The sequence below is a fragment of the Asticcacaulis sp. genome, from assembly GCA_024707255.1.
In the GTDB taxonomy this organism is placed as follows: Bacteria; Pseudomonadota; Alphaproteobacteria; order Caulobacterales; family Caulobacteraceae; genus Asticcacaulis.
This window is the reverse complement of sequence record JANQAC010000002.1, coordinates 1,315,270-1,338,237: the sequence shown is the minus strand read 5'-3', so window position 1 is coordinate 1,338,237 and position 22,968 is coordinate 1,315,270. Positions and strand designations below refer to the sequence as shown.

Sequence of the window (22,968 nt, the reverse complement as noted above, 5' to 3'; positions counted from 1 at the left end):
ACATACCGCAGCTTAATGAAAATTGAAATTAGTAATATGCAGGCTGGTGGCCATACCGAGTATGGCTTCGTCAAAATGGGCCATACCCAATTAGGATCGGCCATACCTGAGCAGTTTTTGCATGAGCGGAAATGGCGTGCCCGCTGAGGTTATGCTTGAAGGATGGGTTGATTTTCTTAATTAAGTATTAACAAGCGATGGCGCGTCGACGTATTTATTCATGAAATCAGATATTTCGAATGATTGCCTAAACCTCTATCGGCACTATCTCATGACCCTTTTTCAACAGGGCATAGCCGTTCATCCGGCGGTAAGGGCGCAGGCGTTCTTCTTTGGCGAAGCGCATCATCATCCGCATCAGCCAGTTGGCAGGGAGATCGCGGCCCAGCTTGCGGCCATCCTCGCCGATGAAACGCATATCTTCTATCTGCCAGCCACTGGCGGCAAAGAAGCGCGGCCAGTCATCCGGATCGGGGCCGGGATTGAAACGGAAGGGGGCATTTTTCTGCAACTGTTTGACGATGGCGCCGCGCGCGGCCAACCCCAGAAAGAAAGGGGAAAAGTAGTCGGTTATCCAACGAGTTATATGGCTTTGTTCACACAGATTTTTTGCCAGCGCGGCCACCGCTTCGTTCGTCAGGTAGGGTATGACGCCTTCGGTCAGGACCAGTATATTGCGCCCGCGGGTATTCACATCCGCCAGCAGGGCCTCGCGGCCTGTATCTTGTGACAAATCGCAGGCGATACGTTCAAGCCGGCAAAGCGGCTGATCAGTGGCAAGGGCGTCGGTCTTGAAGGTGACGATGTTGGCGAAATCGACCTCAATCCAGAGGAAATCCGGTACCAGTGCCAGCCTATAGGGGCGCGTATCCAGTCCGGCGCCAAGATTGACAACACAATCCACGCCACCGGCAATGGCTTCCATAATATAGCCGTCGATGATGTGCGTCCGCAGCGCCATCGACCAGGCCATGGCGCGTTCGATGCCCATATGGCGCGCCAGTTGCCTGCCGCGCTCGCCTACCAGTTTACCGGCCAACGGATCGTGGAAGAGGGCATCCTTACGCTGGGTTTCCAGCCAGCGATACCAGGCCACCCAGAAGGCGGTATCCGATACATGTACGATCTCTTCAGCCATTGCGCGTCTCCAGTCAGGTCTGAATGTGCTCAAAACGCCTCAAATGGCAAGCGGACATAAAAAAGCCGCCGCGAATATCCACGACGGCTTTCATTTTGCAATTTATGCCCGATCAGAACTGGAAGCGTGTCCGTAGCGAGACCGAATAGTTGGTATAATCGTCCTTCTTTTTCGTATTCGCCTTCCAGTGAGAAATAGCTGTACTGGTTGTCGGCCGAAATACGGAAACCGGCGACCGGGCCGCCCCCTTCGATATTACCGCCAGTCAAGGTGAAGGGTGTGGCGCCCTTGAAGTTGGCGATGGTGTCGGCGATCTGCGCCGAGACGTTCTGCTTGTAGCCGAACCAGATTTCCGGTTTGGCGAAGAACTTGTTGTAGCTGACATTAAACAGCGCACTGGCCGTCATCAGGTGGCTGTCACGATCGGCGATGGAAAGATCGTAGTAATCGCCGCCGCCGGTTTCATCATGGGCTTCTTCACGCAGCGCATAGTAGTCCGTCAGCAGTTGCGGGGTAAAGCTGAGCCGGCCGGCCTTGACCTCATAAGAAGCCCCGGCGCCGCCGCTGTAGGAGTAACCGCTCCACTTGGCTGCCGCAATGTGGTTGATATTGGTGGTGCCGTTGGTCGCCAGGATATTCCGGGTGGTCTCGAACGAGGTATAGCCGGCGCCGACATGGGCCCAGGCTTTCAGTCCGCCGGTCCGGATACGCCAGTAACCGCCCAGGGTCACGTCGGAATTGACCATTTTCTCGCCGGCAATGGCGAATGTATCGAGCGGTGAACCGGAGGTGTAGGCCAGGTACAGGCCGAGCATCTGGTTGCCGTAGACTTCACGTTCGCGGCCGCCGGCGAAGCTGAAACCGGTAGATTTGAAGCCGGCGGTTTCGCCATATTTGCGCTTGACCTGATAGCCGTATTCCTGAAGCCACCACTGGCCTTCATTATTATCCGGTACAAGCGTCAGGCTGCTCAGGGTCCGGTTCAGCGAAGCGGCGCCCGTGGCGAGGCTGAGCAGGTTTTCACCCGAATAATCCGGCAGATACTGATTGTAGATCTGGTCGAAGCCTTCCTTGGTCATTTGCGACATCAGGATGCTGGTGGCCGCCGTATCCTGGGCCACGGCGGACAGAACGGGGGAGAGAGCGGCGTACTGGTTGTCCGAATACTGGGCCTCCTCCTGGTTCTTCAGGCGGAAATTGGCATAGAGCGTGGTGTCGCCGGCATTCGTCGTCAGGTCGGCATGATAGAGATAGGGGATCTTGCCATCCAAATTGACCGAATCCAGCGTGCCCAGGTCGATATTCGATGCGGTCATCACCGTAAATACGGTCGGAGCGACGATCAGCTTGTTAAGCGTCAGGCTGACCGCGGCGCCGTCATCGAAGGTGGCGGCGCCGCTGTTGGTGAAGATCGGCACGGTCGGGTGATCGGTGTCCAGGGTCAGGGCCAGGGTGCTTTCCGCCCCGACATGAAGATTGGTCAGGCTGAGCGCCGAACCGGAAGCGAGGTACAGAGTGCCCTTGGCAATATCCAGATCTACCGTTCCGGAGCCACTCATCTTACCGAGATAGGTGGCAGCGCCATCCAGCTTGAAGCTGTTGGCGCCCGCGCCGAAATCGATATTGCTGGAAATCAGTCCGCCATTGGAGGTGATCGAATCGTTGCCCGATCCCAGCAGGATATCGCCGAGGATATAGGGCATGGGAATGGCCTTGTCGGCGTCGCTGTCCGTGGGGGCCGTGTCCGTTTGGGTGATGGTCACGCCGGATGTATTGGCGCGAACATCGATGGCGATGGGGCGGTTGACCAGCGAATCGGCGGTGCCGTCGACATTGTCGTCTGACGCTGAGATCGTGGCGCTGATGATATTGTTGTTATTGATTTCTGTCAGCGTGCCGGACAGGTCGCGGATAGCCACGGCATGTTCGGTTGAGCCGGTGGCCGCGGCATAGATTCCGCCGCCGGCGGCTACATTGATTTTCGGCAGGTTGGCGCCGGCCAGGATGTCGACGCCATAAGCCGTCGTGTCGCCCACCGTCGTATAGTGCTTGGTGCCGTCCGCATCGGTACTGGCCAGGGACGTGGCCGAAACAGCCGTGCCGCGAATCGCACCTGTGACATCGAGCAGGGGCGTGGACAGGCCGCTCTGGACCGACAGGGCCGTGGCGTCGCCGCCGTAAGCCGTCGAAGAGACTGTGCCAGCGATGCCTATGCCGTTGGCGATGTTGACCGCGTGGCCAGTGCCGCCCAGTTGAACGGCGACGTTGTCGACATCCTGATAAACACCCGAGCCGGTAATGCCGCCGCGCACCCAAAGGCCGTAGTTGATCGCCGGCTTATTGGCGGGCAGGGCTGAGGAATTGAAAACGAGGCCGCCCAGCGTGATGTCGCCCGTGGCCGAACCAATGCGCAACGCCGGGGCGGCGCCGTAATTTGTCAGGTTGGCGGTCTGCTGGTTGGCATCCACGATGCCGTTGCCGTCCTGGTCGGTATTGCTCTTGTTGGCGTCGCTGGTATCGGCCGTTATGGTCGAACCGATCAGCAGGCCCTGCGCCAGATTGCCTTCAATGCTGACGAGCGGGCCTGACTGGTAAAGATCAGCCGGGGTGGCCAGAACCACTTTCAGGGCGTCGGCGCCCAGGGCATTGACGGTGGCGTAGCCGGTTCCGGTATAGGTGCCGTCGATAATGACATTGCCGCCGAAGTCACCGGCCAGTTTCACGGCGCCGCTGTCCTTGCCGTGGGCGGTGATCGCACCGCTAAGATAGACATTCCCCGTTGCGCCATTTTCCAGGGATACAGCCGTACTGTTGTCACCATTCAGGGTGACGGTGCCGTCCATGGTAAAATTACCCTGGATATTGTTTTCAAAGCGGACGCCGTAGGAATTATTGCCATCGACCGCGATCGTGCTGGCGGCGGTGATGTCCACATTGCCGATAAAGGGCGTCGTCCCCGTCGAATGAATACCGTAGCGCGTTTTGGTATCAGAGAAGGGGGCCTCCAGGATGCCGTCAGGCGCGTCTTTGCCGTCCGCGTCCTTGTTGGTGTCCAACTGCGTGTAGTCATCGGTGACCGTAATATTGGCGCTGATGGTCAGATTGCCCGTATGGCCGCCATCGATCAGGATACCGGTCGAACCATCGGCCGACTTCAGCATATCGATCTTGCCGTTGAGCGTGACCGAATTATTCGAATCAACCGTTATCGCATTACCAGAGGTCACGGTGATCGACCCGGTCGTGGCCACAGTCAGATCACCGGTATCCGAGGTTTTCACACCCGTCGTACGGCCATCGGAAATCGTGGTGGCGGCAAAGGCCTGACCGCCTGCCCCCGCAAGGGCAACAAGGCCCAGGCTCAGGGTGAGGGCGGTTGCGGTCAGTAGTCTGTGTTTGCGCATTTGGATAAGCTTCCCTGGGATGCTTTATATTGAGTGGATGGAGGTGAGGCCCGCTATTGGATACTGTCCGGTGATCCCGCGGCCTTCGTATATGTCGTTCGTGAAACCAAGGCTCACCTCTTAACCTTTATTTTTACCGTCGAAAAGGTGGCAAACGCCATTTGGCGCACACCAATTGCTTCGGATCAGCAATCCGCGTTTCAGTCGTGTCGCAAATTTGGAAATAAAGAGGGCTTAATTATGTCCGCCGACGCTACGCGTGCAGGCAAAACGGACATGGCGCAAACGCGCCACGCGTGGATAATATCTGATAATCTGAAAGGCAAATTCAGGGAAAATGCGGTGCCACCCGTTGCTTAACCAAAGCAGGGGTGGCGCGAGTGACGGGGCTCGAACCCGCGACCTTCGGCGTGACAGGCCGACACTCTAACCAACTGAGCTACACCCGCATTTCCCTAATCCCGACGGCCAGTGAAGCTGTCCGTTGAGAAGACGCGCTTAGTAGTTCGGGCGGAACGGGGTGTCAACAACAAAAGCGCAGTCATTCACAAGCCGCTTGTGTCGCGGCCTGTGTCGGTGAGAAAAGTATTTCAGGAGAATATTGAAGACAGGGAAAATGCGGTGCCACCCGTTGCTTAACCAAAGCAGGGGTGGCGCGAGTGACGGGGCTCGAACCCGCGACCTTCGGCGTGACAGGCCGACACTCTAACCAACTGAGCTACACCCGCATTCCCTTGTATCTTCATCATGACAGCGTCACCGCCATCGCTCGAAGAGGTGCGCTTAGTAGTTCGGCGGGCGAGGGGGTGTCAACATGTAATTCGGAAAAAATCGTCACGCCAGAACCAAACCACTGGATAACTTTGTAACTTAAAGAGCGTTAATTGCGACTGATTTTCATTGTATGTGCAAGAGGGCTAAAAAGTGAAAGAAAGTGGGCAAAAGGTGATTTTTTCGCACCGCAATGGTTTGAAGCTTTGAACAGAGTGGTCTAATAGCCTACTGACTGAGTCCGGGGCGATAGTTAATATCGTCGCCGGATGCGCCTGCCAAAAGCGCTTGCCAAAAAGCGCTTCGAATGCGGTCCGTGTTTTATAGTGAGGGGTTAGGTGACCTGATGAACGCATTTCTTCTGCAATATCTTCCCGTCATCATCTTTATAGGCGTAGCGACCCTTCTGGGACTCGGCTTCATGATTGGCGCGCTGGTGATCGCGCCCAAGGCGCCGGATACCGAAAAGCTGTCGGCCTATGAATGCGGTTTCAATGCGTTCGATTCGGCCCGCCAGAAATTCGACGTCAGGTTCTATCTGGTGTCCATCCTCTTCATCATCTTCGATCTGGAAGCCTCGTTCCTGTTCCCGTGGGCGGTGTCGCTGTTCGACATGCCCAATGGCGGAATGCACGTCGCTTTCTGGTCAATGGTAACCTTCCTGGTCGAACTGGGTCTCGGCTATATATATGTGTGGAAAAAAGGAGCCCTGGAATGGGAGTAATCATTCCTGCCGGATCTGCTGGCCGGTCTTCGGTTGAAGGCTATGATCCCGCGGTTCATGACAAGTTCTTCGAGCAGGTCTCGGCGGAACTGGATCAGAAGGGCTTCCTGGTCGCTTCGGCTGACGATGTCATCACCTGGGCCCGTACCGGTTCGCTGATGTGGATGACCTTCGGTCTGGCGTGCTGCGCCGTCGAAATGATGCAGGCGTCTATGCCGCGCTACGATATGGAGCGCTTCGGCATGGCCCCGCGTGCCTCACCGCGCCAGTCCGACCTGATGATCGTTGCCGGCACCCTGACCAACAAGATGGCGCCGGCGCTGCGCAAGGTCTATGACCAGATGCCCGACCCGCGCTACGTGCTTTCCATGGGCTCTTGTGCCAATGGCGGCGGCTATTATCACTACAGCTACAGCGTCGTGCGTGGTTGCGACCGCATCGTGCCGGTGGACGTCTATGTTCCCGGATGTCCGCCTTCGGCCGAGGCTCTTCTGTACGGCCTTCTGCAATTGCAGAAGAAGATTCGCCGTACCGGCAGCATCCGTCGCTAAGGAAAGGGGCAAATATGTCTTTGGAAAAACTACAGGTGCTTGCCGAAAAGACCCAGGCCGATTTCAAGGAAGCGATTGTCGAATCGGTCATCGCTTTTGGCGAACTGACCCTGACGGTCGATCGTGAGCGCATCGTCGAGATCATGGCGAAGCTGAAGCAGGCGCCTTACCGCTTCCACCAGTTGATCGATGTCTGCGGCGCCGATTATCCCAAGCGGGCGCTGCGTTTCGATGTGGTCTACCATCTGCTGTCGCTGACCCAGAACATCCGGCTGCGCGTCAAGGTGCAGACCGATGAAGTGCTGCCGGTGCCGTCGATTCGTTCGATCTATCCCAATGCCGACTGGTATGAGCGCGAAGCCTTCGACATGTACGGCATGTTGTTCTCGAATCACCCTGACCTGCGTCGTTTGCTGACGGATTATGGCTTCCAGGGCCACCCCTTACGCAAGGACTTCCCGATGACGGGGCATGTCGAGGTGCGTTATGATGAAGAACAGAAACGCGTGATCTATGAGCCGGTAAAGCTCACTCAGGAATATCGCAAATTCGACTTCCTGTCGCCGTGGGAAGGCGCACAATATGTGCTGCCGGGCGACGAGAAGGCGAAGGTCTAGGCTCTGGCCTGGCATTAAGAGTTACGGATAAGGGTTTGATTTCATGGCAGACGGTGTAGAGCCTTTTGTGAACAAGGGCGATGATGATCGCAAGTTCACGATCAATTTCGGCCCGCAGCATCCCGCGGCGCACGGTGTACTGCGCCTTGTGCTCGATCTCGACGGTGAAATGGTCGAACGCGTCGATCCGCATATCGGCCTGCTGCATCGCGGCACCGAAAAGCTGATGGAATCGCGCACCTATCTGCAAAACGTGCCCTATTTCGACCGCCTCGATTATGTGGCACCGATGAACCAGGAGCACGCCTTCTGCCTGGCCATCGAAAAGCTGCTGGGCCTCGAAGTGCCCAAGCGCGGCCAGTTGATTCGCGTACTGTACTCGGAAATCGGCCGCATCCTGTCGCACATCATGAATACGACAACCCAGGCCATGGACGTCGGTGCGCTGACGCCGCCGATCTGGGGCTTTGAGCATCGTGAAAAGCTGATGGTCTTCTATGAGCGTGCTTGCGGCGCCCGCCTGCACGCCAACTATTTCCGTCCGGGCGGGGTCCATCAGGATCTGCCACCGGAACTGATCGAGGATATCGCCGACTGGTGCAATAAGGAATATCTGCCGGCGCTCGACGATATCGAAACCCTGATCACCGAAAACCGCATCTTCAAGCAGCGCAATGTCGATATCGGCGTGGTGTCGAAAGAGCAGGCGTTCGACTGGGGTTTTACCGGCGTCATGCTGCGGGGCTCTGGCGTGGCCTGGGATCTGCGCAAGTCGCAGCCGTATGAATGCTATGACGAGCTGGAATTCGATATCCCGCTCGGCAAAAATGGCGACTGCTGGGACCGTTACCTCTGCCGCGTCGAGGAGATGCGCCAGTCAGTTAAGATCATGCTGCAATGTATTGACAAGCTTAAGGTAACGCCCGGTCCGGTCCTTTCGACCGACCATAAGGTGACGCCGCCGCGCCGCGCCGAAATGAAGAATTCGATGGAAGCCCTGATCCATCACTTCAAGCTCTATACCGAAGGCTTCAAGACGCCGGAAGGCGAGGTCTATGCCTGTGTCGAGGCGCCGAAAGGTGAATTCGGCGTCTATCTGGTCTCCGACGGCACCAACAAGCCTTATCGCTGCAAGATCCGCGCGCCGGGCTTCCCGCACCTGCAGGCCATGGACTGGCTGAACCGCGGCCACCTGCTGGCCGACGTCTCCGCCATTCTGGGTTCGCTCGACATCGTCTTCGGGGAAATCGACCGATGACCGATGCCCCGCTGACCGGTGTATTGATCGCCGCAGGACTGCTGGTTGCCATGATGGCCTTGAGCCTGTTCCTGTCGCGTCCAAGCTGGCCCTACCATTCGGGTGGCGCCAGGGGATATGTCATGGACATGCTCCTTTACCTGTTCCTGCCGGTTATCCCGATGCTGGTCTGCGTCTTGAGTTTTACGCTGCTCGTCCAGTTCAGGCCCGAGCTTGAAAACGAAACGGCCCGCTTTGTCCTTCTGGGCATTGCGGTGATCGGTTTGCTTGGTGCCCGCCGGCTGCCCGTGGTGGCAGCAGCGCAGGCGCGTGTGCGCGCCGCGCGCAATGCCCGTTATGAGGCCATGCAGAAATGAACGCATATGCCGCACAACAGGCTCAGCAAGCCGCCCTGTTCCACGCCCATCCGGCTTTGTGGGCGTTTTTACCGCTGCTGTTCGTGGTGGTGGTCATCTCGGCCGTCATCCTGGTACGCTGGCTGATGAGCAAGAGCGCCTGGCCTTATCATCCGGGCGGTGCGTCGGGGTTTCTGCGCGATGAAGTGATCCGTTACGGTTCTATCTGGCTGCCCTTCGCCGTCGTCATGGTAGCCGTACGCTATTACATCTACCGCTTTCATCCGGAACTCACCTCGTCGCCCTATCTTTACGCCCTTTATCTGTCGGTCTTTGTGTTCCGCCGGCTGGCGCGCTTCCTGCCGCACATCAAGGAGATCGGCGCGCGTATTGATGGCGCCCGCGCCAGGGCCCGTGCCGTTGCAGATGGGGTGACGCAGTGATTTCTGTGAAACCCTTAAAAATTAAACTGTCATTCCTGGGCTGCGGGTGTAAAGCGCTGCCTGTTTATTTGTGTAGAGGGGCCTGATGTCCGTTCGTCGTCTCGCCAAGGAGCAACCGGCCAGTTTTACCTTCTCAGCGGAAACGCTTGAAAAGGCCAACTGGTGGATTGCCAAATATCCTGAAAGCCGCCGCCAGAGCGCGGTGATCCCGATTCTATGGCTGGTGCAGAAGCAGGAAGGCTGGGTGTCCGAACCCGCCATCACCGCTATCGCCAAACTGCTGGCGATGCCGCAGATTCGCGTTTTTGAAGTGGCGACCTTCTATACCATGTTCATGCTGGAACCGGTCGGCTCTGCGGCCCTGATTCAGGTATGCGGCACCACGCCGTGCATGTTGCGCGGATCTGATGCCCTGATCAAGGTGTGCAAGGACAAGATCGGTCCGAAGGACAAGCTGTCGGCCGATGGCAAGTTCACCTGGCAGGAAGTCGAGTGCCTGGGCGCCTGCTGCAATGCGCCGATGGCCCAGATCAACGACTATTATTATGAAGACCTGACGCCGGAAAATCTGGCGCAGATCATCGATGATTTCGCCGCCGGCAAGTCACCAAAACCGGGCCCCTATAATGGCCGCCACACGTCCGAACCGCTGGGTGGCGTGTCCTCCTTGACCGATCCGAAGCTCTATGACGGCTCTGCCGCGAAGAAGATCAAGATTCCGAATGCGCCCGGTACGGAAGCGCCCAAGCCTGAGGTGAAAGCGTAATCATGGTTGGCATTCTCGAAGATAAGGATCGTATTTTCACCAATCTCTACGGCTTCCATGACTGGGGCCTGGAGGGGGCGAAGCAGCGTGGCTGCTGGAACGCCACGAAGGACATTCTGTCCTACGGCGCCGAGTGGATCATCACCAACGTCAAGAATTCCGGCCTGCGTGGCCGCGGCGGCGCTGGTTTCTCGACCGGCCTGAAGTGGTCCTTCATGCCGAAGGAAGTCAAGGACCGCCCGCATTATCTGGTGGTCAATGCCGACGAATCCGAACCCGGCACCTGCAAGGACCGCGAGATCATGCGCCATGATCCGCATCTGCTGATCGAAGGCTGCCTGATCGCGTCCTTCGCCATGCAGGCCCATGCCTGTTACATCTACCTGCGCGGTGAATATGTGCAGGAGCGTGAGCGCATGGAAGCCGCCGTCAAGCAAGCCTATGAGGCGAAGCTGATCGGCAAGAACAACATCCATGGCTGGGATTTCGATGTCTATATCCACCACGGCGCCGGCGCCTATATCTGCGGCGAGGAAACCGCGCTTCTGGAATCGCTGGAAGGCAAGAAGGGCCAGCCGCGCCTGAAGCCGCCATTTCCGGCCGGTTCGGGCCTCTATGGGTGCCCGACGACCGTCAACAATGTGGAATCGATCGCCGTGGTTGGCACCATCCTGCGCCGCGGCGCGGCCTGGTTCGCCTCGTTCGGCGCGCCAAACAATACCGGCACCAAGCTGTTCTGCGTCTCCGGCCACGTCAACAAGCCGTGCAATATCGAAGAAGCCATGTCGATCCCGTTCCGCACACTGATCGAGGATCACTGCGGCGGCATTCGTGGTGGCTGGGACAATCTGAAGGCCGTCATTCCCGGCGGGTCATCGGTGCCGATGATCACGGCCGAGCAATGCGAAAACCTGCCGATGGATTTCGACACGCTCCGCAACCTGAAGTCGGGCCTCGGCACGGCGGCGGTCATCGTCATGGACAAGTCGACCGACCTGATCCGCGCCATTGCCCGCCTGAGCTATTTCTACAAGCATGAGAGCTGTGGCCAGTGTACGCCATGCCGCGAAGGCACCGGCTGGATGTGGCGCGTCATGGAGCGCATGGTGAAGGGCGATGCCGATCCGTCGGAAATCGACACCCTGCTGGAAGTGACCACCCAGATCGAAGGCCACACCATCTGCGCGCTTGGTGACGCGGCGGCCTGGCCGATCCAGGGCCTGATCCGTCACTTCCGTCCGGAAATCGAGGAACGCATCGCGCTTTACCGGTCACGCAAGAGCAATTTTGCCGGCCATACGATGGCGGCGGAGTAGGGGATCATGCGGGGCAAGGTACTCTCATTCAATGGATCAACGGGCCTCATCAGCGGTGATGACGGCAAGCGCTATACATTCAGCGTCAGCGATCTGATGGGCGATACGGTCTTTGTCCCGGCCGGTTCCACGGTCGATTTCGAGGCATCGGGTGACAGTGCGGTCAGCATCTACGTCATCATGACGGCGATGGGCGAGCGCAACAAGTATGTGGCGGCGCTTCTGGCCTTCTTCCTCGGCATGTTCGGGGTGCATAAGTTCTATCTCGGCAAGACGACCGCCGGGATCATCATGCTGGTGTGCGGCACGATCGGGTGGATCCTGGTCGGCATCCCGCCGCTCATCATGGGGCTGGTCGCCTTTATCGAGACCATCATCTACCTGGTCAAATCCGACCAGAGTTTTTACGAAGACTATGTCGCGGGCAACAAGTCATGGTTCTGAAGAACCTGATTAAATTCCGTGATTTATTATCAATTGTTGAGGTGTAACAGGCATGGCTAAGGCAAAAGTCAATGGTGTGGAGGTCGAGTTCGACCCCGGCATGACCGTGCTGCAGGTGGCGGAACTGGCGGGCGAGGAAATCCCCCGTTTCTGCTATCATGAGCGCCTGTCGATCGCCGGCAACTGCCGCATGTGCCTTGTTGAGGTCAAGCCGGGACCGCCGAAGCCGCAGGCGTCGTGCGCCCTGCCTGCCGCCGAAGGGCAGGAAATCTTCACCAACACGCCGATGGTCAAGAAGGCCCGTGAAGGCGTGATGGAATTTCTGCTGATCAATCACCCGCTGGATTGCCCAATCTGCGACCAGGGCGGGGAATGCGACCTGCAGGACCAGTCAGTAGCCTATGGTAAGGGATCTTCGCGCTACGATGAAAACAAGCGCGCGGTCGAGGAAAAGAACTTAGGTCCCACGATCAAGACCTTCATGACGCGCTGCATCCAATGTACGCGCTGCGTCCGTTTCACCACGGAAGTGGCTGGCGTGACGGAAATGGGCATGATTTCGCGCGGTGAAAACGCCGAGATAACCTCCTATCTCGAACAGTCGGTGTCGTCGGAGCTGTCCGGCAATGTCAACGACCTGTGCCCGGTCGGCGCGCTGACCCACCGGCCGTGGTCATTCAACTACCGCCCGTGGGAACTGACCAAGACCGAGACCATCGACGTGCATGACGCGCTGGGTGCGCACATCCGTATCGACAACCGCGGTCCGGCTGTGCTGCGCGCCTTGCCGCGCCTCAAGGAAGAGATCAACGAGGAATGGCTGACCGACAAATCGCGCTATGCGGTCGATGGTCTGTCGCGCCAGCGCCTCGACAAACCCTATGTCCGCAAGGGTGGCAAGCTGGTGGCCGTGTCATGGGATGAGGCGCTTTCCACGGTGGCTGGCAAAATAAAAGCGACCGACGCCTCGAAGATTGGCGTTATCGCCGGCGACCTGATCGACGCCGAAGCCATGAAGGCGACCAAGGACCTGTTCTACGGTCTGGGCGTCACCAATCTCGATTGCCGCCAGGAAGGCGCCAAGATCGGCCCGGTGACGCAGGCGACGCCGCGTGAATCCTGGCTGTTTAATACCGGCATCGCTGGGCTGGAAGAGGCCGACGCCATCCTGCTGATCGGCACCGACCTGCGCGCCGAAGCCTCCCTGATCAATGCTCGTATCCGCAAGTCGTGGCTCAAGGGCAAGGTGCAGGTGGCGGTGATCGGCCAACCGGTCGATCTGACCTACGACTATGCCCATATTGGCGCGGGCCCGAAGGCGCTGAAAGACCTCAAGAAGCACGCCTTCCGCGATGTGCTGAAGAACGCGCAGAAGCCGGCGGTCCTGGTGGGCACCAATGTGCTTTCGGGCGCGGATGGGGCGGCCATTCTCAAGGAAATCGCCATCATCGCTGATGATTATGACGTGGTGAAGGATGGCTGGAACGGTTTCAACATCGTCCATACCGCCGCCTCGCGCGTCGCGGGCCTCGATCTCGGCTTCGTGCCGGTTGGTGAAGCCAAGGATGCGACGACCATGCTGAACGGCGGGGTTGACCTTCTGGTTCTTCTGGGCGCAGATGAAATCGACACGCGCAATCTCGACAAAACTTTCGTGGTCTATATCGGTTCACATGGCGATGCGGGGGCCGCGGCCGCCGATGTCATCCTGCCGGGCGCCGCCTATACCGAGAAGTCGGGCATTTACACCAATCTGGAAGGCCGCGTGCAGATAGCCGAGCGCTGCGTCTTCCCGAAGGGCGAGGCCAAGGAAGACTGGGCGATTATTCGGGCGCTGTCGGGTTATGTCGGGCACACCCTGCCGTATGACAACCTGAGCGCCCTGCGCGAAAAGCTGATCACCGATCATCCGGTCTTTGGCCGCGTCGATGTCCGTCCGGCGTCGAAGACTTTCGATGTGAAAGCGATCGGCGCGAAGGGCGAGATCAGCGACCGTCCGTTCGTTTCGCACATTACCGATTTCTATCTGACCAACCCGATCGCCCGCGCCTCCGTGGCGATGGCGGAATGTTCGGCGGCCCGCAAGGCGCCCCTGAGCGTGGCGGCTGAGTAAGGACTATATGATGATGGATAATTTCTGGGCATCTGGCTGGGGCTGGACGATCATTACGGTAGGGGAGACCCTGGCGGTCATCATGGGTGTCATGGTGTCCCTGGCCTTCCTGCTGTGGGGTGACCGCAAGGTGTGGGCCGGCGTGCAGATGCGCAAGGGGCCCAATGTCGTCGGGCCGTTCGGCCTGATGCAGTCCTTTGCCGACTTCTTCAAGTTCCTGTTCAAGGAAGTCATCATTCCGGCCGGTGCCGACAAGGCGATCTTCCTGCTGGCGCCGCTGCTGACCTTCGTCATCGCCTTCCTGGCCTGGGCGGTAATTCCGTTCGCGCCGGGCTGGGTGGTCATGAATATCAATGTCGGCATCCTGTACCTGCTCGGCATTTCGTCGCTCGGCGTCTATGGCATCATCATGGGCGGCTGGGCATCGAACTCGAAATACCCGTTCCTCGGCGGCCTGCGTTCGGCGGCCCAGATGGTGTCCTATGAAGTCTCGATCGGTTTCATCATCGTGACGGTCATCCTGCTGACCGGCTCGATGAACCTCTCCGACATCGTCACCCATCAGGGCGGCGGCATCCTCAACTGGAACTTCCTTGGCGGCGGCGGCCAGCTCGGCCTCGGCATCATCAAGCTGCCGGTCATGTTCGGCATGATGGTGATGTTCTACATCTCGGCCCTGGCCGAAACCAACCGTCCGCCATTCGATCTGCCTGACGCGGAGTCGGAACTGGTGGCCGGCTATCAGGTCGAATATTCATCGACGCCATACCTTTTGTTCATGATCGGTGAATATGCCAACATCGTGCTGATGTGCGCCATGATCTCGATCCTGTTCTTCGGCGGCTGGGAATTCCCGGTGCCGCTGCCGCTGGCGCATGACGGCCTGCCGTACATCCTGATCAGCCTGCTGACCTTCATCGTCAAGGTGGTGTTCTGGTTCCTGATGTTCGCCATCGCCAAGGCCATTGTGCCGCGCTATCGCTATGACCAGTTGATGCGCCTGGGCTGGAAGGTCTTCCTGCCGCTGTCGCTGGTCGCTGTCATTATTATCGCCGGTTACCGCGTATATGGAGGTGCCTTATGATTTCCCGTCTTGTTTCAGGCATTAAGGGCGCCTTGCTTCTCGATTTCGTGGGGGCCACCGGCCTGGCCGTGAAATACATGTTCAAGCACAAGGCCACGATCAACTATCCGTTCGAGAAGGGCCCTCTCAGCCCGCGTTTCCGTGGCGAACACGCCCTGCGCCGGTATGAAAACGGTGAAGAGCGCTGCATCGCCTGCAAGCTGTGCGAAGCTATCTGCCCGGCCCAGGCCATCACCATCGAGGCCGAACCGCGCGCCGACGGCAGCCGCCGCACCACGCGCTACGACATCGACATGGTGAAGTGCATCTATTGCGGCCTGTGCCAGGAAGCCTGCCCGGTTGACGCCATCGTCGAAGGGCCGAATTTTGAATTCTCGACCGATACCCGCGAGGAACTTCTGTACGACAAGCAACGGCTTCTGGCCAACGGCGACCGCTGGGAACGCGAAATCGCCCGTTCGCTCGAACTCGACGCGCCGTATCGTTAAGAGGCAAAGAGAGACATGACTGTAATCGCTATCGCCTTTTATCTTCTGGCCTTGGTGACCCTGGCTTCCGGCCTGATGGTCATCACCGCCAAGAACCCGGTACACAGCGTGCTGTACCTCATCCTGGCCTTCTTCTCGGCGGCCGGCCTGTTCATCCTGCTGGGCGCTGAATTCCTCGCCATGCTGCTGGTCGTCGTCTATGTCGGCGCCGTGGCGGTTCTGTTCCTGTTTGTCGTCATGATGCTTGATGTCGACTTCGTGAAACTGCGCCAGGGATTTGCCAACTACCTGCCGATCGGGCTTGTGGTCGGGCTCGTGCTGATGGGCGAACTCGTCGCCATCAGCATCGCCGTGGCGACCAAGGGCGCCGCCGCCGGCAATCAGCCACTGGTGGCGACTGCGGCCGAGCCGAACATCAAGCTGATAGGTCACGCGCTCTATTCGACCTACATCTATCTGTTCGAGGCCGCCGGTTTCGTACTTCTGGTCGCCATGGTCGGCGCCATCGTGCTGACCCTGCGTACCCGCCCGAACGTCAAGCGCCAGGATATTTTCAGCCAGGTCACGCGCCGCCGCAAGGATGCGGTCGAAATCGTGCCTGTCAAAACCGGAGAAGGTATTTCGGAATGACTATAGATCTCGTCCACTATCTCACGGTTTCGGCTATCCTGTTCACCATCGGCGTGCTGGGGATTTTCCTCAATCGACGCAACATCATCATCATCCTGATGTCGCTCGAACTGATCCTGCTGTCGACCAACATCAATTTCGTGGCCTTCTCGTCCTACCTGCATAATGTGCAGGGACAGATCATGGCCATGTTCGTCCTGACCGTCGCCGCGGCCGAAGCCGCCGTCGGCCTCGCCATCCTCGTTACTTTCTTCCGTAATCGCGGCGATATCGCCGTCGATGACGCCAGCATGATGAAAGGATAAGCAGCATCATGCTTTCCGATATGTCCACAGTGGTGACACTCGCGGTATTCGCGCCCATCGTCGGCGCGGCCATTGTCGGTGGCTTCGGCCGCTGGCTCGGCAATATCCCGTCGCAGGCCATCACGACCGGTTTGCTCTTTGTCGCCTGCGCGTTGAGCTGGTTCACTTTCATCCAGCATACCTGGGGCGGGATGGAGGACTTTACGGTCTCTGTCCTGCCGTTCATCAATATCGGCACCTTCCATTCGGCCTGGTCGATCCGCATTGACGCCCTGTCGTCGACCATGCTGATCGTGGTGACCTCAGTGTCGTCGCTGGTCCACCTCTATAGCTGGGGTTATATGAGCGAAGACCCGTCGCGTCCGCGCTTCTTCGCCTATCTGTCTCTGTTCACCTTCGCCATGCTGATGCTGGTGACTGCCGCCGACTTCATGCAGTTGTTCTTCGGTTGGGAAGGGGTCGGTCTGGCCTCCTACCTGCTGATCGGCTTCTGGTTCCAGAAGGACAGCGCCTCAAGCGCCGCCATCAAGGCGTTCGTCGTCAACCGCGTCGGTGACTTCGGTTTCGCGCTCGGCATCATGACGGTCTACTGGCAGTTCGGCACGATCAACTTCCACGAACTGTTCCCGATGATCGCGGCCCACCAGGGCCAGACCTCGGGAATTCCTCGGCCAGTCGTTCTCGGCGCTCGATCTCGCCGCCTTCCTGCTGTTCATCGGCGCCATGGGTAAATCGGCGCAGTTTTTCCTGCACACCTGGCTGCCGGACGCCATGGAAGGCCCGACGCCGGTTTCGGCCCTGATCCACGCCGCCACGATGGTCACGGCCGGCGTCTATATGGTCTGCCTGCTGTCCCCATTGTTCGAATATGCCCCGGTCGCCAAGATGATCGTCGCCTATATCGGCGCCATCACGGCCATCTTCGCGGCTTCGATTGGCTTCACACAGAACGACATCAAGCGCGTCATCGCCTATTCGACCTGTTCGCAGCTCGGCTACATGTTCTTCGCGGCGGGGGTAGGGGCCTATCAGGCCGCAATGTTCCACCTGTTCACGCACGCCTTCTTCAAGGCCCTGTTGTTCCTGGGCGCCGGTTCGGTGATCCACGGGATGCACCACGAGCAGGACATGCGCAAGATGGGCGGCCTGTGGAAATATCTGCCGATCACCTATGGCGTCATGACCATCGGCACCATCGCCATCACCGGTCTTGGTATTCCGGAAACCCAGTTCGGTTTCGCCGGCTTCTTCTCGAAGGATGCCATCATCGGATCTGCCTGGGCCGCGCACAACACGCCGCAGGGCATGTTCGCCTTCTGCATGGGCATCGCCGCTGCGCTCCTGACCTCCTTCTATTCGTGGCGCCTGATCGCCATGACCTTCCATGGCAAGAAGCACTGGGAACATACGCACGATGATCACCATCATGAAGTGATCGATGGTCATGATGCGTCCGAGCCGGCTCACGATGACCACGGTCACGATGATCATCACGGACATGGTCACGATCATAAGCCGCACGAAAGCCCGTGGGTCATGCTAGTGCCGATCTGCCTCCTGGCCGTCGGTGCGGTCTTTGCCGGTGTTGCCTTCGCGCCTTATTTCATTGGCGAGCACGCGCATGAATTCTGGGGTCACGCCATCTTCACCGGCCCGACCAACCATATCATGCACGAAGCCCACGAGATCGAAGAGATGTGGGTCAAGCTGGCGCCGCTGGCCGTAACCCTGCTCGGTATGCTTCTGGCCTGGTACTACTATATTGCCCGGCCGAACCTGCCGAAGCAGATGGCCGCCAAGGATGGCCCGGTCTATAACTTCCTGTACCACAAGTGGTATTTCGATGAGATCTATCAGGCCACCTTCGTCGGGCTGACCCGGATTCTGGGCGATTTCTTCTGGAAGGTGCTCGATATCAAGATCATCGATAATCTGGGGCCGAACGGCGCCGCCTGGACGGCATTGAAGTCGGCCAAGAATCTGGTCAAGACCCAGACCGGTTATGTCTATCACTACGCGTTCGCTATGTTCCTCGGCGTCGTGGGGCTGCTGACCTATGTCTTCTGGCTGGTCCACTAAGGGGAGATGGATTTTAAAATGATACCCGCTATCCCCAACCTGCTCAGCCTCACCACTTTCTTCCCCCTGTTCGGGGCCGTGGTGATCATGATTCTGCGCGCCATGGCGCGAAAGGACGACGAGGCTGTCATCGCCAAGAACGCCAAATGGATCAGCCTGTGGACCACGCTGATTACGCTCGTCCTGTCCGTCGTGATGGTCGCGGGTTTCAACCGCGCCACCTCTGGCTATCAGTTTGAAGAGCATTATCAATGGTTTGGGCCGATTTCCTACCATATGGGCGTTGATGGCATTTCGATCCTGTTTGTGCTCCTGACGGCCTTCCTGATGCCGCTATGTATCCTGGCGTCGTGGAGTCGATCAAGGAACGCATCACGGAATACATGATTGCCTTCCTGCTGCTCGAAACACTGGTCATCGGCGTCTTCACCTCGCTCGACCTGTTCCTCTTCTACATCTTCTTTGAAGGTGGCCTGGTGCCGATGTTCCTGATCATCGGCATATGGGGCGGCAAGGACCGGATCTACGCCTCCTACAAGTTCTTCCTCTATACCCTGCTGGGCTCCGTCCTGATGCTGGCTGCCATGCTTTATATGGTCAGTGCCGCCGGCACCGCCGATATCCCGGCCCTGTCGCACTTCGCGTTCGCCCGTGAGGTTCAGCCCTTCCTGTGGTTCGCCTTCTTTGCCTCGTTCGCCGTCAAGATGCCGATGTGGCCGGTCCACACCTGGCTGCCCGACGCCCACGTTCAGGCGCCGACTGCCGGTTCGGTCATGCTGGCCGGTATCCTGCTGAAGCTCGGCGGCTACGGTTTTATCCGCTTCAACCTGCCGATGTTCCCCTATGCGTCCGAAATGTTCGCGCCCCTGGTCATGGTCCTGTCGGTCATCGCCATTGTCGTGACCTCGCTGATTGCCTTCCGCCAGACCGACATCAAGAAGCTGATCGCCTATTCTTCGGTCGCCCACATGGGTTTCGTGACCATGGGCATCTTTGCCGGCAACGCCCTGGGTGTGCAGGGCGCGGTCTACCAGATGATCAGCCACGGCGTCATTTCCGGCGCGCTCTTCCTCTGCGTCGGCGTCGTCTATGACCGCTGGCATACGCGTGAAATCGCCTTCTATGGTGGCCTGACCAAGCTGATGCCGCACTACGCCTTTGTGTTCCTGCTGTTCACCATGGCCAATGTCGGTCTGCCCGGCACCTCCGGCTTCATCGGCGAAATCACCACCATGACCGGCGCCTACAAATGGGGCACTTGGGTGGCCTTCGTGGCGACCACTGGCGTGATCTTCTCGGCCGTCTACGCACTGACGCTATACAAGCGCGTGATGTTCGGGGAAGTGCATAATGCCGAACTCAAGAAATACCCGGACCTGTCGGTGCGCGAGATTATCATCTTCACGCCGCTGATCCTGGGCACGATTGCGCTGGGCGTCTATCCGGCCTTCGTTTTTGACATTACCACTGCCAGTGTAGATGCGGTCGTTGCGACCTATCAGACGGTCATTGGCGGATAAAGGACGAGACACATTATGGATTTCAATCTCGCTCTTCACCTGGGACTTCCGGAAACGATCCTCGCGGTCAGTTCCCTGCTGATCCTGGTCTTTGGTGCCTTCCGCGGTGACAAGGGCATGATCTCGGTCAGCGCCCTGTGCGGCGTGGCCCTGATTGCCGCCGCCTTCGCCGCCGCCTTCGGGCATCAGGGGGCGGCATTCGGCGGCTCCTTCATCGTCGATGGCGTGGCGCTCTTCGCCAAGGTGGCTATCTATATCGCCGCCGTCTTCATCATTGTGCTGGGGCAGGGCTATTTCGACCGTGTAGGTGCCGGCCGCTTCGAGTTGCCGATCCTGATCCTGCTGGCAGCGCTGGGCATGAGCCTTATGGTCTCTGCCGGTGATCTGATCTCGCTCTATGTTGGTCTCGAACTGCAATCCCTGGCGCTGTACGTGCTGGCGGCCTTCCGTCGTGATGACGCCAAATCGTCGGAAGCCGGTCTGAAGTATTTCGTCCTGGGCGCTCTGTCGTCCGGCCTGCTGCTTTACGGCGCTTCGCTGGTCTATGGTTTCGCCGGCTCGATGAACTTTCATGACATCGCGCAATCGGCCACGACCAATCTCAATGTCGGCCTGATTTTCGGCCTGGTATTCGTGATCTGCGGCCTGGCCTTCAAGGTGTCCGCCGCGCCCTTCCATATGTGGACGCCGGACGTCTATGAAGGCGCCCCGACCCCGATCGTAGCCTTCTTCGCCGGAGCGCCGAAATTCGCCGCCATGGTGCTGTTCGCCCGCGTCTTGCAAACCGGCTTCGCGGCGCAGGCGGACCAATGGCGCCAGGTTGTGCTGGTCCTCGGCCGTGCTGTCCTTCGTCATCGGCGCTCTGGGCGGCCTGATGCAGAAGGACATCAAGCGACTGCTGGCCTATTCGTCGATCGCCAATATGGGCTATGCCCTTCTGGCCATCGCCGCCGGCGCGGTCGGGATTCCGGCCCTGTTGATCTTCTTTGTCCTCTACATGGTTGATACCCTGGGCCTGTTCACCGTCCAAATGGCGCTTAGCCGCAAGGGCGAGCCGGTGACCCGTATCGACAGCCTGGCGGGCCTCTCGAAAACCAACATGCCGATGACCATCGTCTTGACGATCCTGTGTCTGTCGGTTCTGGGAATGCCGCCGTTCAGCGGGTTCTGGGCGAAGTACTTTGTTTTCGGCGCCGCCATCACGGCGGGCCTCTGGCAATTCGCAGCGGCGGGTCTCGTTGCTTCGGTTGTGGCCGCCTTCTACTATCTGCGTATCCTCAAGCTGATGTGGTTCGATGCACCGGCCGGCGATATGGACAAGTCCCCCCTGGAAACCCGGTGGATTGCTTATGCGGCGGCAGCCTTCTCCTTCCCGGTCGTGATCGTTTTCCTGATTTACGTCTATCCGTTGGCCCAGTCGGCGGCGCAGGGCTTCGGCAGTTAGGCTGAATCGTTGGCTGATTTCGAGATCTTCGATTCACTGCCCTCTACTCAGGAACTGAGCCTGGCCCGTCTGCGGGCCGGGCGATCCGGCCCCGGCTGGATACTGGCAAAGGAGCAGACCAAGGGGATCGGCCGTCACGGCAAGAGCTGGGTTGGCACCAAGGGCAACTTCATGGCCTCCCGCTGGGAAGTCATGGAAATCGATGTGCGCCGCGTGCCGCAACTGTCCTTCGTGACTGCACTGGCGGTTTATGAAATGCTGCGGCCAATCATCCCGGATACGGATCAGGCCATGCGGATCAAGTGGCCCAACGATATCCTGCATCGCGGCCGCAAGCTGTGCGGCATACTGGTGCAAACCGAAGCCACGGATAAGCCGGATCATCTCGGCGTTGTCATCGGTATCGGCATGAACCTGCGGGTGGCGCCGATCCTGGAAGGCTACCTGACGGTGGCCCTGAAAGAAATCAGCCCCGAAGCCAAAAACCTTGACGCCGTGGCGCTGCTGCACAAGCTCAACGGCCATCTTGATGGCGTGCTTGACCTGTGGCGCAGCAAGGATTTCAGCGATATCGCCAAAGCCTGGCTGAAGCGCGCCTATGGCCGGGATCGTCTTGTCAGTGTCACGCAGGACGGCGTATCGCTCTCCGGCCGTATCATTGGACTGGACGATTTCGGCGGCCTGCAGATTGAGGCAGCGGATGGCCAGGTCCATATGGTGACCGGTGGCGACATCACCTATGGAGATGTGGTTTAATGCTTCTGGCCATCGAACAAGGCAATACCAACACCCTGTTCGCCATTCATAATGGCACGGGCTGGATCGCCCAATGGCGCGTGGCTACGGAAAGCACCCGGACCGCGGATGAATATGCCGCCTGGCTCTACCAGTTGATGCAGATGCAGGGGCTGGATTTCAAATCGATTGATGACTGCATCATTTCCTCGGTCGTGCCGCAATCGCTTTTCAACCTGCGCAAGCTGGCCCATCGGTATTTCAACCGCCAGCCCTATGTGATTGGCGAGAATACGCACCTCAACATCGATATCCGCATTGACAAGCCGCGCGAAGCCGGCGCCGATCGTCTGGTGAATGCCGTCGGCGGCCATATCGCCTATGACGGCCCACTGATCATCATCGATTCCGGGACGGCGACGACCTTCGACGTGGTGGCATCGGATGGGGGCTATGAAGGCGGCGCCATAGCGCCCGGCATCAACCTCTCTCTCCAGGCGCTGCACCAGGCGGCTGCCAAATTACCCCGCATCGCTATCGAGAAACCGGCCAAAAGGATCGGCAAGGATACGGTCAGCGCCATGCAGTCCGGCATTTTCTGGGGTTATATCGGCCTGATCGAATACATGATCGCGTCCATCCAGGCCGAATATGGGCAAAAGATGGCGGTTATAGCCACTGGTGGGGTGGCTTCTCTGTTTGAAGGTGCTACAGACAGCATCGACCATTTCGACCACGACCTGACCCTGCGCGGGCTGCTCGAAATCTATAAGCGGACGCTGGCACGCGCCGCATCCTGATTG

Annotated in this window: 18 protein-coding genes, 2 tRNA genes and 3 pseudogenes; 19 read left to right on the top strand and 4 right to left on the bottom strand. The window is 58.7% G+C overall.

The window, feature by feature from the left end; genetic code table 11:
• Positions 1-247 precede the first annotated feature (247 nt).
• The 4 genes from NVV72_17610 to NVV72_17595 form a co-directional block, all read right to left on the bottom strand.
• Positions 248-1,138: a class I SAM-dependent methyltransferase gene (locus tag NVV72_17610; GenBank protein ID MCR6661050.1), complete on the bottom strand. Its 891-nt coding sequence runs from the start codon at positions 1,136-1,138 to the stop codon at positions 248-250.
• 29 nt (positions 1,139-1,167) lie between these two features.
• Complete coding sequence (locus NVV72_17605; GenBank protein ID MCR6661049.1) at positions 1,168-4,542, bottom strand: autotransporter outer membrane beta-barrel domain-containing protein; 3,375 nt, start codon at positions 4,540-4,542, stop codon at positions 1,168-1,170.
• 372 nt (positions 4,543-4,914) lie between these two features.
• A tRNA-Asp gene (locus NVV72_17600) sits at positions 4,915-4,991 on the bottom strand.
• A gap of 202 nt (positions 4,992-5,193) precedes the next feature.
• Positions 5,194-5,270, bottom strand: a tRNA-Asp gene (locus NVV72_17595).
• 389 nt (positions 5,271-5,659) lie between these two features.
• On the opposite strand from NVV72_17595, the gene NVV72_17590 reads away from it, so the two are divergent.
• From NVV72_17590 to NVV72_17500, 19 genes and pseudogenes are all read left to right on the top strand, one after another.
• Positions 5,660-6,037: an NADH-quinone oxidoreductase subunit A gene (locus tag NVV72_17590; protein ID MCR6661048.1), complete on the top strand. Its 378-nt coding sequence runs from the start codon at positions 5,660-5,662 to the stop codon at positions 6,035-6,037.
• Entirely contained in the window at positions 6,028-6,588 is a 561-nt protein-coding gene (locus tag NVV72_17585; GenBank protein MCR6661047.1) for an NADH-quinone oxidoreductase subunit B, read from the top strand. The genes NVV72_17590 and NVV72_17585 overlap by 10 nt, the downstream gene beginning before the upstream one ends.
• A 14-nt stretch (positions 6,589-6,602) precedes the next feature.
• Positions 6,603-7,205 carry an NADH-quinone oxidoreductase subunit C gene (locus NVV72_17580; GenBank protein ID MCR6661046.1) on the top strand — a complete coding sequence of 201 codons (603 nt, stop codon included), beginning with the start codon at positions 6,603-6,605 and terminating at the stop codon, positions 7,203-7,205.
• 43 nt (positions 7,206-7,248) lie between these two features.
• Positions 7,249-8,463 (top strand): NADH-quinone oxidoreductase subunit D, encoded by a 1,215-nt coding sequence (locus tag NVV72_17575; protein MCR6661045.1) that lies wholly within the window; start codon positions 7,249-7,251, stop codon positions 8,461-8,463.
• Positions 8,460-8,819, top strand: a complete 360-nt coding sequence (locus NVV72_17570) for a hypothetical protein (GenBank protein MCR6661044.1) — start codon at positions 8,460-8,462, stop codon at positions 8,817-8,819. Before NVV72_17575 ends, NVV72_17570 begins: the two co-directional genes overlap by 4 nt.
• Positions 8,816-9,241, top strand: a complete 426-nt coding sequence (locus tag NVV72_17565; protein ID MCR6661043.1) for a hypothetical protein — start codon at positions 8,816-8,818, stop codon at positions 9,239-9,241. The genes NVV72_17570 and NVV72_17565 overlap by 4 nt, the downstream gene beginning before the upstream one ends.
• A gap of 85 nt (positions 9,242-9,326) precedes the next feature.
• Positions 9,327-10,007, top strand: coding sequence for an NADH-quinone oxidoreductase subunit NuoE (gene nuoE, locus NVV72_17560; GenBank protein ID MCR6661042.1), 681 nt, complete (start codon positions 9,327-9,329; stop codon positions 10,005-10,007).
• A gap of 2 nt (positions 10,008-10,009) precedes the next feature.
• Positions 10,010-11,323 carry an NADH-quinone oxidoreductase subunit NuoF gene (nuoF, locus tag NVV72_17555; GenBank protein ID MCR6661041.1) on the top strand — a complete coding sequence of 438 codons (1,314 nt, stop codon included), beginning with the start codon at positions 10,010-10,012 and terminating at the stop codon, positions 11,321-11,323.
• Between the two features lie 6 nt (positions 11,324-11,329).
• The gene (locus NVV72_17550) at positions 11,330-11,767 is read left to right on the top strand and encodes a TM2 domain-containing protein (protein ID MCR6661040.1); all 438 of its coding nucleotides are present in this window, start codon (positions 11,330-11,332) and stop codon (positions 11,765-11,767) included.
• Positions 11,768-11,819: 52 nt separating this feature from the next.
• Complete coding sequence (gene nuoG, locus NVV72_17545) at positions 11,820-13,880, top strand: NADH-quinone oxidoreductase subunit NuoG (protein ID MCR6661039.1); 2,061 nt, start codon at positions 11,820-11,822, stop codon at positions 13,878-13,880.
• Positions 13,881-13,893: 13 nt separating this feature from the next.
• Complete coding sequence (gene nuoH / locus NVV72_17540) at positions 13,894-14,964, top strand: NADH-quinone oxidoreductase subunit NuoH (GenBank protein MCR6661038.1); 1,071 nt, start codon at positions 13,894-13,896, stop codon at positions 14,962-14,964.
• Positions 14,961-15,452, top strand: coding sequence for an NADH-quinone oxidoreductase subunit NuoI (gene nuoI / locus NVV72_17535; GenBank protein ID MCR6661037.1), 492 nt, complete (start codon positions 14,961-14,963; stop codon positions 15,450-15,452). The genes nuoH and nuoI overlap by 4 nt, the downstream gene beginning before the upstream one ends.
• A gap of 15 nt (positions 15,453-15,467) precedes the next feature.
• On the top strand, positions 15,468-16,082 hold the full coding sequence (locus tag NVV72_17530; GenBank protein MCR6661036.1) for an NADH-quinone oxidoreductase subunit J: 615 nt from the start codon (positions 15,468-15,470) through the stop codon (positions 16,080-16,082).
• The gene (gene nuoK, locus NVV72_17525; protein MCR6661035.1) at positions 16,079-16,387 is read left to right on the top strand and encodes an NADH-quinone oxidoreductase subunit NuoK; all 309 of its coding nucleotides are present in this window, start codon (positions 16,079-16,081) and stop codon (positions 16,385-16,387) included. Before NVV72_17530 ends, nuoK begins: the two co-directional genes overlap by 4 nt.
• 20 nt (positions 16,388-16,407) lie before the next feature.
• A pseudogene (gene nuoL, locus NVV72_17520) lies at positions 16,408-18,466 on the top strand (NADH-quinone oxidoreductase subunit L).
• An 18-nt stretch (positions 18,467-18,484) separates the two neighbouring features.
• Positions 18,485-19,986 (top strand): annotated as a pseudogene (locus tag NVV72_17515) (NADH-quinone oxidoreductase subunit M).
• Positions 19,987-20,001: 15 nt separating this feature from the next.
• Positions 20,002-21,430: pseudogene (gene nuoN / locus NVV72_17510) on the top strand (NADH-quinone oxidoreductase subunit NuoN).
• A 9-nt stretch (positions 21,431-21,439) separates the two neighbouring features.
• Complete coding sequence (locus NVV72_17505) at positions 21,440-22,186, top strand: biotin--[acetyl-CoA-carboxylase] ligase (protein MCR6661034.1); 747 nt, start codon at positions 21,440-21,442, stop codon at positions 22,184-22,186.
• Complete coding sequence (locus NVV72_17500) at positions 22,186-22,965, top strand: type III pantothenate kinase (protein MCR6661033.1); 780 nt, start codon at positions 22,186-22,188, stop codon at positions 22,963-22,965. Before NVV72_17505 ends, NVV72_17500 begins: the two co-directional genes overlap by 1 nt.
• Positions 22,966-22,968 lie beyond the last annotated feature (3 nt).

Bases quoted from the DNA above. Each gene is read 5' to 3' on its own strand.
- NVV72_17610 (MCR6661050.1), bottom strand. From the start codon at position 1,138: ATGGCTGAAGAGATCGTACATGTATCGGATACCGCCTTCTGGGTGGCC.
- NVV72_17605 (MCR6661049.1), bottom strand. From the start codon at position 4,542: ATGCGCAAACACAGACTACTGACCGCAACCGCCCTCACCCTGAGCCTG.
- NVV72_17590 (MCR6661048.1), top strand. From the start codon at position 5,660: ATGAACGCATTTCTTCTGCAATATCTTCCCGTCATCATCTTTATAGGC.
- NVV72_17585 (MCR6661047.1), top strand. From the start codon at position 6,028: ATGGGAGTAATCATTCCTGCCGGATCTGCTGGCCGGTCTTCGGTTGAA.
- NVV72_17580 (MCR6661046.1), top strand. From the start codon at position 6,603: ATGTCTTTGGAAAAACTACAGGTGCTTGCCGAAAAGACCCAGGCCGAT.
- NVV72_17575 (MCR6661045.1), top strand. From the start codon at position 7,249: ATGGCAGACGGTGTAGAGCCTTTTGTGAACAAGGGCGATGATGATCGC.
- NVV72_17570 (MCR6661044.1), top strand. From the start codon at position 8,460: ATGACCGATGCCCCGCTGACCGGTGTATTGATCGCCGCAGGACTGCTG.
- NVV72_17565 (MCR6661043.1), top strand. From the start codon at position 8,816: ATGAACGCATATGCCGCACAACAGGCTCAGCAAGCCGCCCTGTTCCAC.
- nuoE (MCR6661042.1), top strand. From the start codon at position 9,327: ATGTCCGTTCGTCGTCTCGCCAAGGAGCAACCGGCCAGTTTTACCTTC.
- nuoF (MCR6661041.1), top strand. From the start codon at position 10,010: ATGGTTGGCATTCTCGAAGATAAGGATCGTATTTTCACCAATCTCTAC.
- NVV72_17550 (MCR6661040.1), top strand. From the start codon at position 11,330: ATGCGGGGCAAGGTACTCTCATTCAATGGATCAACGGGCCTCATCAGC.
- nuoG (MCR6661039.1), top strand. From the start codon at position 11,820: ATGGCTAAGGCAAAAGTCAATGGTGTGGAGGTCGAGTTCGACCCCGGC.
- nuoH (MCR6661038.1), top strand. From the start codon at position 13,894: ATGGATAATTTCTGGGCATCTGGCTGGGGCTGGACGATCATTACGGTA.
- nuoI (MCR6661037.1), top strand. From the start codon at position 14,961: ATGATTTCCCGTCTTGTTTCAGGCATTAAGGGCGCCTTGCTTCTCGAT.
- NVV72_17530 (MCR6661036.1), top strand. From the start codon at position 15,468: ATGACTGTAATCGCTATCGCCTTTTATCTTCTGGCCTTGGTGACCCTG.
- nuoK (MCR6661035.1), top strand. From the start codon at position 16,079: ATGACTATAGATCTCGTCCACTATCTCACGGTTTCGGCTATCCTGTTC.
- NVV72_17500 (MCR6661033.1), top strand. From the start codon at position 22,186: ATGCTTCTGGCCATCGAACAAGGCAATACCAACACCCTGTTCGCCATT.